We start from the raw sequence: 10,501 nt of genomic DNA, 5'->3' as shown, positions 1-10,501 counted from the left end.
TCCATTCTATCTCCACTTCGTCTTTATGCTCAAATTGTGCTAAAGCCTGTTCAAACCTGCGTTTGCCAATGTAGCAAAACGGGCACATCACGTCACTCCAAATTTGTATCGAACAGTTTACGGCCTCTTCTGGAAAAATTTTAAAGCCGTTGCCGAAAAACGCAAGACAAAAGGCGCGGAAGATAAACGCCTGGTGCATCGTTATCACCGTCAAATTGGCCTCATTATTTCGTTTATCCTGTTTATGTTTATCACCAGCGGAGCGTTCCATATCATTATCCAGTTACGCAATGGTAAAGTAGCGAAACCGGAATATGCGCAGCTGATAGATCGAAGTGAGTTAGTATTGTCTAACCTTCAATTAACATTGCCGGATAGCAGTATTAACCGCATCGCGTTAGCAAAATTTAATAATCACACTTATTATCAAATCACCAATTACAAAAAACGCGTCTTATATTTTGATACCACAACGGGTACAGAACTAAAAGATGGCGACACCAAATTTGCAGCCTTTTTAAGCGATTATTATGGCGATGGTAAGACACGGGCCCAGCCAACAATAACCCGCATTGGCCAGTTTGATAACGAATACGGTTTTATTAACAAGCGCTTACCGGTGCAAAAGGTAAGCTATGCCAATGGCGAGAACCGGTATATAGAAACCACAACGGCCAAACTGGCAACCAAAGTGGCGGGTATAGACCGCGCCGAGGGATTGAGCTTTATCTTCCTGCATAAATTCTTTTGGATGACCTGGGCGGGCAAGAATATTCGTGATATAGTGAGTATGTTAGCAGCGTTAACTGTATTAGTGGTTTCGCTATTAGGGTTAACCGCATTTATTAAAAATAAGTAAGTCATGAGATCAGCATTAATAGCCTTAGCATTTATTGGTTTAAGTTTTGGTGCCTGTAGTAATGCCGCTAAAGATAAGGCCCCAAAGAAAAAGGAATATAAATACTACTGCACAATGCACCCGGAGATTGGAGCAGATAAACCAGGCGTCTGTTCTAAATGCGGGATGCAGTTGGTGGAGCGCGAAGCGGATAAATAATAGATGTTATAACTGTTACAGGCGTTTCAGCTGTATCAGTTGTGACACCTGTATCTACAACACCGGTAACAATTTCCATCATCTTTGGCATCCACAATCAATTTTACTTTGCGCTTACGCTGAATTTATACTCTTGTGGTAACTTTGCGCCATGAAGATACAAATTTGGAGTGACGTGATGTGCCCGTTTTGCTACATTGGCAAACGCAGGTTTGAACAGGCTTTAGCACAATTTGAGCATAAAGACGAAGTGGAGATAGAATGGAAAAGTTTCCAGCTAAACCCCAACCCGGTAACTGACGTTACTTTAAATATTAACCAATACCGGCGGATATTAAGGGCATAACGCTTGACCACGCCAAACAAATGAACAACCAGGTGACCCAAATGGCTGCCGAGGTTGGCTTAACCTATGATTTTGATAAAGCAATTGTTGCCAATAGTTTCGACGCGCACCGTTTTGCGCACCTGGCCAAACAAAATGGTTTAGGTGATGAAGCCGAAGAGGCCCTATTCAATGCTTACTTCACCGAAGGTAAAAACATAGCAGACCACGATACCTTAGCCGAGCTTGGCGAAAGCATTGGCTTAGACAAGGCCGAGGTTCATCATACTTTAGCGGGTAATAAGTTTGCCATTAATGTTCAGCAGGATATAGCACAGGCGCAGCAGTTAGGCATCCGTGGCGTTCCGTTTTTGTGATGGATAATAAATATGGCGTATCAGGCGCGCAGGCCGTACCTACATTTTTAGAAACGCTGGAGAAAGCTTATAGCGAATGGATGGAAACCAAACCTGCTAAACTCGATGTAGTTGAAGGCGATAGTTGTGAAGTTGGCGGAGATTGTTAAGATATCAAGCTCAAAAAAAGCTTTGTTATCCTGAGCGTTAGCGAAGGATCTTGTAGAATTGACAAGTGATATATCTTACTTATCGCATTTAGAAGATTCTTCGCTAAAGCTCAGAATGACATAAAATATTTGGGGCATAACTATTCTTTATTTAAATCCACATCCTTAGGGTTTAGAATATATTCGAAGTTCTCATACCCGTTATGGAAATGGAACTTCAGCCTTGATTTAGGCACCTCGATATCTAATGATAATGCCGCGAGTGTTTCGGGCAGGATATCGCGGATCAGTTTGAGGTCGGTTACATGCGGCATTTCTACGTAGATACCATCATCCAAAGGTTTAATATCCCAGCCGGGCAGGTTGGCATTTTGCAATATATTAAGCCATTTTTGTTGATATAAGTTCATAATACGTTCTCCTCTACTGCATGTAAGCAATAAGCAAGCCAAATGGATATATAGTCTGCACACTATTTTTTGACTTTGCCGTAACATAAAGTACTGTACATTTGTCTCATTAATCAAATGATTAATAAATACGCATAACAACTAAGTTTATTAACTTTTTGTATAATATAGTCAGGAAATATCTTGCATAAGTAATACCTTTGTCCCATTGATGGATACCGAATTAGACACAGCTCTCCAACCCCAAAAAAGGCAAAAAAACCAAAGGTAAGTTCGCAACTTTTTTGTAAGCCTTTATAACATCCACAAGTTCATTATCCGGTTCTTTAAGGAGGCATTTGTGCAGCCTTTCGAGTTTAAAGAAATTGTGCGTCAGTGTTATGAGGTTGGTGTACGTTCGTTCGCTTTAATATCATTAACGGGATTTATTGTAGGTTTAATATTTACCAAGCAGTCGCGGCCGTCCTTAGGTCAGTTTGGAGCTACTTCATGGTTACCGTCGTTGGTATCAATAGCCATCATGCGGGCCCCGGCTCCGTTGGTAACCGCATTGATAGCGGCCGGTAAAGTAGGTTCAAGCATAGGTGCCGAATTAGGCTCCATGCGCGTAACCGAGCAGATTGACGCTATGGAGGTATCGGGCACTAAACCGTTTAAATTTTTGGTTTGTACACGCGTACTTGCCACAACTTTAACTATCCCTATCCCGGCAACATATACCGGTTTGGTAGCTATGTTGGGCGGCTACATAAACGTAGCTGTTAATGAGGGTACCAGCTTTAACACCTTTGTACAGGAATTTTTTGATCCGCTTACCTTTACCGATTTTACATCATCATTAGTTAAATCAATCGTATTTGGATTTACCATTGGCATTGTAGGTAGCTACCGGGGCTATTTTTCGACAAAAGGTACAGAGGGTGTAGGTAAAGCTGCCAATGGCGCTGTGGTAACAGCCATGTTTTTGATATTTATTGAAGAAATAGTAATAGTACAGATAACCAGTTGGTTTCGTTAATAATAAATTATGCATAAGCCCAAGGCACATGTAGACTACAATAACACAGTGATAGATATCAGGGGTTAGAAAAATCTTTTGAGGACTATCATGTATTGCGTGGTATAGACCTGAAGCTTTTCCAGGGCGAAAACCTGGTGGTGCTGGGTCGTTCAGGTACGGGTAAGTCTGTATTGATAAAGATCATTTCGGGTTTATTGCAGGCGGACAAAGGTCATATCGAGGTACTTGGCCAGGACATCAATAAAATATCGGACAGGGAATTACAGGAGCTGCGTATCCGCATAGGCTTCTCCTTCCAGAACAGCGCTTTGTACGATAGTATGACCGTGCGCAAGAACCTGGAGTTCCCGCTGGTGCGTAACCGTAAGGGCATAACCAAAGCAGAAATAGACGATGCTGTAGAAAGCGTGCTGGATGCCGTAGGCCTGAGCCAAACTATTAACCAGATGCCATCTGAGTTATCCGGCGGGCAGCGTAAACGTATTGGCATTGCACGTACATTGATATTGAACCCCGAGATTATGCTGTATGATGAACCTACAGCCGGCCTCGACCCTATTACGTGTATCGAGATAAATGAGCTGATCAATGAGGTTCAGCAAAAATATAAGACATCATCCATCATCATCACCCACGATTTAACCTGCGCCAAACAAACAGGCGACCGGATAGCTATGCTGTTAGATGGCCAGTTTCAGCGCCAGGGCACATTCGACGAGGTTTTTGATACGAAGGACGAACGGGTAAAACCATTTTTTGATTACAATTTTATAAGATAGATTTACACAGCATTACAACATAATGGATAGAACAGAAAATAAACGGGCAATAATAGTAGGACTGTTCCCGGCCATAGGCCTGTTAGTTTTTATTGTCGGCGTTTTCACTTTGGGCAGCCAGTCAAAAAGCTTCTCAAAAAGTATACATATCAGTGCCGTATTTGATGATGTATCCGGATTAAAAACCGGTAACAGCGTTTGGTTCTCGGGCGTAAAAGTTGGCAGCATCAGCAAGATCCATTTTATTGGCCCCGGCCAAAGTTGATGTACGGATGAGTATAGACGAAACCAGCCAGCAATATGTACACCGCAACGCTGGTGTTCACATAGGGTCGGACGGGTTAATAGGCAACAAGATTATTGTAATTGATGGCGGCAGTCCGCAGGCTCCGGTTGTGCAGGATGGTGATGTTTTACAAACTGAAAAAATAACATCAACTGATGATATGTTGAAAGTACTGCAACAGAACAATCAAAACTTACTATCAATAACCGGCGACTTTAAATTATTGAGCCGTAAAATATTACAAGGTAAAGGTACTGTAGGTACACTTATGGCCGATAGCGCCGTAGGTAACCAGTTTAGAAATGCGATGACCAATTTCGAGCGTACCAGTGCTACCGCAGCGCGCTTAGCTGCAAATCTTGAAAAATTCAGTTCAAAAATGAACACTAAGGGCGGTTTGGCTGATAAGATGTTAACTGATACAGCTACATTTGCTACTATAAAAGCCGCAGCTAACAAACTTCGTGAAGCAGCCAACAGTGGTGCCGATGCGGCAAGCAATTTAAAAACAGCTACTGATAAATTTAACCGTACTGATAACACTATTGGTGTATTAATTAACGATCCTAAAGCGGCAGCTAAATTACAGGGTACGCTTAACAACCTGCATGATGCATCTGTTAAGGCAAATGATGATTTGGAAGCACTGCAGCATAACTTCTTCTTTAAAGGCTTTTTTAAAGACAGGGCAAAAGCCAAAGCTGATAGTATAAAGAAGGCAAATAAACAGTAGACTTACGCATTGTAATTTCGACCAACGGGAGAAATCTTATACTCCGTGCTACGGATCGCGTGTATAAGATTTTTTCGCTGGCGCTCAAGAGAGAAGTTCTCACTCGTTCCTCGTATCGAAATGACAGATTGTTAGTTATATCATCTAACCTCAAACACTTTCCGTTTTCCTAAGTTTAATTTAGCATAGGCCACTCACTCCTGTAACATTAAATTAATAATTATGAAAACCGTTAAACCAGCAACTCCAGCCACACCCAATAAAAAGCCTGCCGTTAAAACCACTGAAAAGATAGAAACCGATTTCCCTTTAAGTGAAAAAGACGAGGTAAAAAAGCTGAACATAAATTACAGAAGAACCAAAAAAGAATAATTAAAGATCCATTCACTATCTTGGCTATCCAAATTCATCAACATGAAAAAATTAGCCTTTGGTTTATTGCTGTTAATAGTTGCCGCCTTACCTTCTTGCAAATCATCCGTTACTCCACAAGATCTTTACGGCAAATGGAAATATACCCGTGTGCGTAACCCAAACGCCGGTCCGCCGGATAGCGTAGGCAAAATGACTTTACTTACTGAAAAGCCTTTTATAGAGTTCACCCAAAAAGACAGCCTGATCATTAATTGGGATGGTAAAGTACTATCCCATGGAACATTTACCATCGATGGGTCAAATATCCGCTATAAAGAGATCTTAGCTACAGGCATCCGGGAGTTTCCTTTTTACATTGAGAAGTTTGATGGTAAACAACTTATATTCTCGACCAAAGGCACCGATGGATCGGAAGTTACGGCGGTGAAAGAATAACTATTTTTAAATAAAAGGTGATACTTCACCCCTAATCGGCACATATAAATAAAAAGACTCATTATGCCCGGTATCAGTATTCCAAACAGACAAGCACAACGGCAGCAGCTTTTTATTAACTTGTATAAAAAAGCTTTCCCTATTGTGGCCAAATACGTTAGCCGTATGGGCGGCAGCTTTGATGAGGCTAAGGATGTATTCCAGGACGCCCGGTAGTTGTTTATGAGAAGAGCCGGCTATCAGCCTTAAATAATGATACGGCTTACCCGGTGGGCACGGCTAAGCATTTATGGCTAAAGCGCTATCGCCAAACCAGTCAAAATGTCCCCTTGGGTGATATAGATCTGTTTGATGATAACGTTGCAAGCCCATCCAACAACCGCCTGATGCGCTTTTTAGAGACAGCGGGCAGCAAGTGCATGGAGTTGCTTAAGGGGTTTTATTACGATGACCTATCGCTTACCGAGATAGCCGACAGGTTTGGCTACAGCGGTGTGCGCAGCGCTACCGTGCAGAAGTATAAATGTTTGGAAAAAGTACGGGAAACCATTAAACAAAAAGCATTGGTGTATGACGACTTCATGGAATGAAACCAAACAGATAGAGACCCATATATTGGGTACAGCCAGCACCGGCGATGCTTTGTTATTCGGGGCGAAGCTGATACTGGACAACGACCGGCCGATAAACTGATATGGCAGCAAAAAGCTTATGCTGCTATACACCAGTTTGGCCGCAGGCAGCTAAAAAAGGAAATAGAACAAGTACATCAACAACTGTTTACACAGCCAGAACACATCAGCAGCTTTGCTGATAAGATATGGCGGCTGTTTAGTAAACCATAAACCAACAAACTTTATGAATATCGACAAGAACGAGTTCCGCAAATTTGCGGTAGGGCATTGCCATGTCCAAAAAGACCGGGTAGACAGCTACATTACCAGCGTTGAACAGGCAGCTATACCAATCGCTATGACGCCATATATTACCGAGGAGCGCGAGATGCGGGTTTCGCAAATGGATGTCTTCTCCAGGCTGATGATGGACCGCATTATTTTTATGGGTGCGCCGGTGGAGGCTAACATTGCCAACATTGTACAGGCGCAGCTCCTGTTCCTGCAGAGTACCGACGCTAAGAAGGATATCCATATGTACATCAATTCGCCTGGCGGCGAGGTGTACGCCGGGTTTGGCATTTATGATACCATGCAACTGGTTAGCCCTGATGTATCAACCATTTGTACCGGCATGGCGCTGTCATTTGGGGCGATATTGTTATGCGGCGGCGCCAAGGGTAAACGTAGCGCCCTGCCCCACTCGCGCGTAATGCTGCACCAGCCGTTAGGGGGCGTACAAGGCCAGGCTTCAGACATTGAGATCACCGCTAACCAGGTGCTGAAAGTTAAAAAGGAGCTGTATGACATTATAGCCAAACATAGCGGACAGGACTACCAGAAGGTACATGAGGTTTGCGACCGCGACCACTGGATGGTAGCCGCCGAGGCCAAAGAGTTTGGGGTGATTGATGAAGTATTAGGGTGATCACAGATTAAGCCGATTTGTGATTAATTAAGATATAATAGATTATTGTGTTTGATTTAATAGATAACAAACTAAAATCAAACACAATAATCGACTTGATCTGTGATCATCAATGTGCTACAACACCACCGCCCTTACTCACATCTACCTTATTTTTTATCCGCGAAGCGCCAAATAATAATACCAGCAGGCCAACAACGGCGGTCGATTCCATAATGCCGGCCATTGGCACGGCCGACCGGCTATCAAACACACTCACACCAAAAGTGGCCAACGCGCCTAAGCCTAACTGTAGCGCGCCCAACAACGCCGATGCGGTGCCCGCGTTTTTCTCGAACGGCGCCAGTGATAATGCGGAAGCGTTGGGGCTGGTAATACCTACGCAGCATAACAATACAAATATCAGCGCAAGCGTAGCGCCTAAGCCGTACCAACCGTAATGGCTGCCTATTAAAAATAGCAGGGCAGTGCTTACCTGTATGGCCATAGATACGCGGATAATTTGCTCGCTTTTAAATTTCTTTAATAACACGTTATTAACCTGGCTCGAGCCTATAAAGCCTATGGACAGCCCGGCGAAGATCCAGCCGTAAGTTTTGGCGCTTACCTTAAACACCTCCATAAACACTATCGGCGAAGCAGAAACATATACAAACAAGCCACAAAACGCGAAAGCGCCGGTTAAAGCATAAGTATAAAATTGCGGCTCTTTAATAACCTGTAAGAAACTGTTAATGATAGGTGCCGGTTTGAGCGAATAGGTAGGATCGGCTTTGTAGCTTTCGGGCAGGAAGAAGATAACCGTAAGCAATATTACCAGCGCCATCGCACCCAATATTACAAATATTAAATGCCAGCCCCATACCACGGTAACATACCCCCAACAGTAGGCGCTATCATAGGCGATGCGCCTAATATCAATATCAGCAAGGCAAAGATCTTGGCGTTATCCTTTAACGGAAAAATGTCGCGCACCATAGCCATTGATGCCACACCTGCAGCGCAACTGCCTATGGCTTGTATAAACCGCAACGTAATCAGCGCTTCAATACTGGTTGAGTAATAACATCCCGCCGAAGCGATAATATATAGTACCAAACCTATATACAAAGGTTTTTTCCGCCCGAACCTGTCAAGCAAGGGTCCATATAACAACTGCCCTACCGCCAACCCTATAAAAAAACTGGATAATGATACCGAAACCCGCGCAGTAGTAGTATGAAAAGAGGCTGCAATAGCCGGGAAACCCGGAAGATACATATCAATAGAAAAAGGCCCCAAAGCAGTAAGCGAACCTAATATCAGTACAGTAAAGAAATAACGTTTTTTAGTCATAATGAGTGAGGAATTGCTCCCCTTAATATTCGGCAAATATCGCTTTTACCATGTTAAACCGGGCTATACACACGGTAATATTTAGTTAATTATTAAGAAACGACTATTAAACCATACACTTTTAAACCCGTCATAGCTGTAACATACGTATTTAAACAGGTCCGTTAATCTTGGCTTGTTATTTGATTTACGGCTGATAACTAAAATTTTATTTACAGATACTATGAAAAAGTTAATTGTATATACCGGCATAATTACAGCAACGTTGTTTTCTACAGCCAACCTTGCACATGCACAAGAAAAAAAAGGAATAAGCGAACAAGGTAAAGGTGCCATTATAGGCGGTGCCGGTGGCGCTTTAGTTGGTGGTATTATTGGCCATAATGTTGGCGGCGCATTAATAGGTGGTGCCGTAGGTGCCGGTGGTGGTTATATTATTGGTAACGAAAGCCGCAAAGCCAAAGAGAAAAAACGTATTGCAGCATACAGAAAGGCATATTATCTTAAACACGGGCATTATCCAAATGCTTATGTGTACAAAAAACCAAGAAATTAACTATTGATTGTTTAAAAAAGCCCGTCCCGTAATTTTACCGGACGGGCTTTTGTGTTTTTTTACTATATTAAAGCCATTGCAATAACGTTATATGTTTAAATGGTAAAAGCCTTACTTACAATTATTTTTTGTTGCTGGGGAATAACCTTATTGGCACAAACTGATAGCAGTTCGGCAAAGTACAGGCCTTTTATTGATACGCTGGAGAAACGGGATCTGATTGATATTGCCAACTCCATACTCCATAAAAAAGCGCGCTCTGTAGCTGATAAGGACGAAAAGAAACTTTATTTCTCCTTCCTGCCCATCTCGTCATCCGCTTTTGAGTCGGCTGGTAAAACGCTTATCGCGTCAACAACAGCCGGTTTCTATTTAGGCAATTTACGCACTACTAACCTGTCTTCTGTAAATTTCACGCCCTATACAAACTTTACCGGGCGATATGGCTTACCTGTACGATCAAGCATCTGGTTAAAAGACAATACCTTTAATATCCGGGCGATACCCGGGTTTTAAAATACCCGCAATACACTGGGGGCTGGGCGGCGGGCAACCTGCCGACCATAAGTTTCTGGTAGATTATGTGTACGTAAGGTTTTACCAAAGCGTGCTTAAACAAATTAAGCCCTACTTTTTTGCCGGCATTGGGTATAACTTAGATTATTACATGGATATTGAGAGTGACAATGGCAGCCACACCACTTTAAACCAGTTTACCGATTACTTTTTCGGTACCAAACACAACCAAAATTCATTTTCGTCGGGCCCTACTGTAAATTTATTGTATGATACCCGCAACAACTCTATAAACCCTTTACCGGGTTGGTATGCCAACGTTATTTACCGTTTTAGCGCGGCCAAACTGGGTAGTAACGATAATTGGCAGTCGTTATATGTTGATGTGCGGAAGTACCTGTTGTTATCTAAGGGCGAACGCAAAAATATGCTGGCGTTCTGGACCTATTACTGGACCACCCTATCGCCCGGCTCGCCTTACTTAAACCTGCCTTCAATTGGTAATGATCCTTACCAGAGGTCGGGCCGGGGTATTGAGCAAAACCGTTACCGGGGCGAAAGCTTATTTTACCGGAAACCGAGTACCGTTGTGATATAACCGACAA

19 protein-coding genes and 2 pseudogenes are annotated in these 10,501 nt (G+C 42.8%); 18 read left to right on the top strand and 3 right to left on the bottom strand.

Annotated elements, in window-relative coordinates; all coding sequences use genetic code 11:
* A pseudogene (locus HK413_RS17665) lies at positions 1-88 on the bottom strand (DsbA family oxidoreductase); the annotation flags it as partial.
* A 15-nt stretch (positions 89-103) separates the two neighbouring features.
* On the opposite strand from HK413_RS17665, the gene HK413_RS09295 reads away from it, so the two are divergent.
* The 5 genes from HK413_RS09295 (at position 104) to HK413_RS17660 (ending at position 1,908) form a co-directional block, all read left to right on the top strand.
* On the top strand, positions 104-859 hold the full coding sequence (locus HK413_RS09295) for a hypothetical protein (RefSeq protein WP_175269971.1): 756 nt from the start codon (positions 104-106) through the stop codon (positions 857-859).
* A gap of 3 nt (positions 860-862) precedes the next feature.
* Positions 863-1,057, top strand: coding sequence for a heavy metal-binding domain-containing protein (locus tag HK413_RS09290; protein ID WP_175269989.1), 195 nt, complete (start codon positions 863-865; stop codon positions 1,055-1,057).
* A 151-nt stretch (positions 1,058-1,208) separates the two neighbouring features.
* Positions 1,209-1,403, top strand: coding sequence for a DsbA family protein (locus HK413_RS19820; protein ID WP_262886857.1), 195 nt, complete (start codon positions 1,209-1,211; stop codon positions 1,401-1,403).
* Positions 1,404-1,423: 20 nt separating this feature from the next.
* Positions 1,424-1,759, top strand: coding sequence for a DsbA family oxidoreductase (locus tag HK413_RS19815; protein ID WP_262886856.1), 336 nt, complete (start codon positions 1,424-1,426; stop codon positions 1,757-1,759).
* Positions 1,756-1,908: a hypothetical protein gene (locus HK413_RS17660; RefSeq protein ID WP_246230146.1), complete on the top strand. Its 153-nt coding sequence runs from the start codon at positions 1,756-1,758 to the stop codon at positions 1,906-1,908. The genes HK413_RS19815 and HK413_RS17660 overlap by 4 nt, the downstream gene beginning before the upstream one ends.
* A gap of 140 nt (positions 1,909-2,048) precedes the next feature.
* On the opposite strand, the gene HK413_RS09280 is transcribed toward HK413_RS17660, so the two are convergent.
* Positions 2,049-2,318, bottom strand: a complete 270-nt coding sequence (locus HK413_RS09280) for a hypothetical protein (protein WP_175269988.1) — start codon at positions 2,316-2,318, stop codon at positions 2,049-2,051.
* Between the two features lie 301 nt (positions 2,319-2,619).
* Here HK413_RS09280 and HK413_RS09275 point away from each other — a divergent pair, with 301 nt between their 5' ends.
* The 10 genes from HK413_RS09275 (at position 2,620) to HK413_RS09245 (ending at position 7,489) form a co-directional block, all read left to right on the top strand.
* Positions 2,620-3,336: an MlaE family ABC transporter permease gene (locus tag HK413_RS09275; protein ID WP_175269993.1), complete on the top strand. Its 717-nt coding sequence runs from the start codon at positions 2,620-2,622 to the stop codon at positions 3,334-3,336.
* A 95-nt stretch (positions 3,337-3,431) separates the two neighbouring features.
* Positions 3,432-4,118: an ABC transporter ATP-binding protein gene (locus HK413_RS09270; RefSeq protein ID WP_175269987.1), complete on the top strand. Its 687-nt coding sequence runs from the start codon at positions 3,432-3,434 to the stop codon at positions 4,116-4,118.
* 22 nt (positions 4,119-4,140) lie between these two features.
* Positions 4,141-4,383 carry an MlaD family protein gene (locus HK413_RS17655; RefSeq protein WP_246230144.1) on the top strand — a complete coding sequence of 81 codons (243 nt, stop codon included), beginning with the start codon at positions 4,141-4,143 and terminating at the stop codon, positions 4,381-4,383.
* Positions 4,364-5,137 (top strand): MlaD family protein, encoded by a 774-nt coding sequence (locus tag HK413_RS09265; protein WP_246230142.1) that lies wholly within the window; start codon positions 4,364-4,366, stop codon positions 5,135-5,137. The genes HK413_RS17655 and HK413_RS09265 overlap by 20 nt, the downstream gene beginning before the upstream one ends.
* A 222-nt stretch (positions 5,138-5,359) precedes the next feature.
* Positions 5,360-5,509: a hypothetical protein gene (locus HK413_RS09260; protein WP_175269986.1), complete on the top strand. Its 150-nt coding sequence runs from the start codon at positions 5,360-5,362 to the stop codon at positions 5,507-5,509.
* 42 nt (positions 5,510-5,551) lie between these two features.
* The gene (locus tag HK413_RS09255) at positions 5,552-5,947 is read left to right on the top strand and encodes a hypothetical protein (RefSeq protein WP_175269985.1); all 396 of its coding nucleotides are present in this window, start codon (positions 5,552-5,554) and stop codon (positions 5,945-5,947) included.
* 63 nt (positions 5,948-6,010) lie between these two features.
* A complete protein-coding gene (locus HK413_RS17650) occupies positions 6,011-6,163 on the top strand; it encodes an RNA polymerase sigma factor (RefSeq protein ID WP_246230140.1) in 153 nt (50 codons plus the stop codon).
* 53 nt (positions 6,164-6,216) lie between these two features.
* Positions 6,217-6,537 (top strand): RNA polymerase sigma factor, encoded by a 321-nt coding sequence (locus HK413_RS21075; RefSeq protein WP_317169427.1) that lies wholly within the window; start codon positions 6,217-6,219, stop codon positions 6,535-6,537.
* Complete coding sequence (locus tag HK413_RS19810; protein ID WP_262886855.1) at positions 6,518-6,640, top strand: hypothetical protein; 123 nt, start codon at positions 6,518-6,520, stop codon at positions 6,638-6,640. The genes HK413_RS21075 and HK413_RS19810 overlap by 20 nt, the downstream gene beginning before the upstream one ends.
* A gap of 165 nt (positions 6,641-6,805) precedes the next feature.
* On the top strand, positions 6,806-7,489 hold the full coding sequence (locus tag HK413_RS09245) for a ClpP family protease (protein WP_175269992.1): 684 nt from the start codon (positions 6,806-6,808) through the stop codon (positions 7,487-7,489).
* Positions 7,490-7,598: 109 nt separating this feature from the next.
* On the opposite strand, the pseudogene HK413_RS09240 reads toward HK413_RS09245, so the two are convergent.
* Positions 7,599-8,749: pseudogene (locus HK413_RS09240) on the bottom strand (multidrug effflux MFS transporter).
* Between the two features lie 298 nt (positions 8,750-9,047).
* On the opposite strand from HK413_RS09240, the gene HK413_RS09235 reads away from it, so the two are divergent.
* The 3 genes from HK413_RS09235 (at position 9,048) to HK413_RS17635 (ending at position 10,494) form a co-directional block, all read left to right on the top strand.
* Positions 9,048-9,380, top strand: coding sequence for a YMGG-like glycine zipper-containing protein (locus HK413_RS09235; protein ID WP_175269984.1), 333 nt, complete (start codon positions 9,048-9,050; stop codon positions 9,378-9,380).
* Positions 9,381-9,479: 99 nt separating this feature from the next.
* Positions 9,480-9,896: a hypothetical protein gene (locus HK413_RS17640; RefSeq protein ID WP_246230138.1), complete on the top strand. Its 417-nt coding sequence runs from the start codon at positions 9,480-9,482 to the stop codon at positions 9,894-9,896.
* A 91-nt stretch (positions 9,897-9,987) separates the two neighbouring features.
* A complete protein-coding gene (locus HK413_RS17635) occupies positions 9,988-10,494 on the top strand; it encodes a BamA/TamA family outer membrane protein (RefSeq protein WP_317169426.1) in 507 nt (168 codons plus the stop codon).
* Positions 10,495-10,501 lie beyond the last annotated feature (7 nt).

Source organism: Mucilaginibacter humi (assembly GCF_013087555.1).
Note: the sequence above shows the minus strand (reverse complement) of the source record. Positions and strands in the feature narration are given on the sequence as shown.

Bases quoted from the DNA above. Each gene is read 5' to 3' on its own strand.
- HK413_RS09290 (WP_175269989.1), top strand. From the start codon at position 863: ATGAGATCAGCATTAATAGCCTTAGCATTTATTGGTTTAAGTTTTGGT.
- HK413_RS19820 (WP_262886857.1), top strand. From the start codon at position 1,209: ATGAAGATACAAATTTGGAGTGACGTGATGTGCCCGTTTTGCTACATT.
- HK413_RS19815 (WP_262886856.1), top strand. From the start codon at position 1,424: ATGAACAACCAGGTGACCCAAATGGCTGCCGAGGTTGGCTTAACCTAT.
- HK413_RS09280 (WP_175269988.1), bottom strand. From the start codon at position 2,318: ATGAACTTATATCAACAAAAATGGCTTAATATATTGCAAAATGCCAAC.
- HK413_RS17655 (WP_246230144.1), top strand. From the start codon at position 4,141: ATGGATAGAACAGAAAATAAACGGGCAATAATAGTAGGACTGTTCCCG.
- HK413_RS09260 (WP_175269986.1), top strand. From the start codon at position 5,360: ATGAAAACCGTTAAACCAGCAACTCCAGCCACACCCAATAAAAAGCCT.
- HK413_RS09255 (WP_175269985.1), top strand. From the start codon at position 5,552: ATGAAAAAATTAGCCTTTGGTTTATTGCTGTTAATAGTTGCCGCCTTA.
- HK413_RS17650 (WP_246230140.1), top strand. From the start codon at position 6,011: ATGCCCGGTATCAGTATTCCAAACAGACAAGCACAACGGCAGCAGCTT.
- HK413_RS19810 (WP_262886855.1), top strand. From the start codon at position 6,518: ATGACGACTTCATGGAATGAAACCAAACAGATAGAGACCCATATATTG.
- HK413_RS09245 (WP_175269992.1), top strand. From the start codon at position 6,806: ATGAATATCGACAAGAACGAGTTCCGCAAATTTGCGGTAGGGCATTGC.
- HK413_RS09235 (WP_175269984.1), top strand. From the start codon at position 9,048: ATGAAAAAGTTAATTGTATATACCGGCATAATTACAGCAACGTTGTTT.
- HK413_RS17640 (WP_246230138.1), top strand. From the start codon at position 9,480: ATGGTAAAAGCCTTACTTACAATTATTTTTTGTTGCTGGGGAATAACC.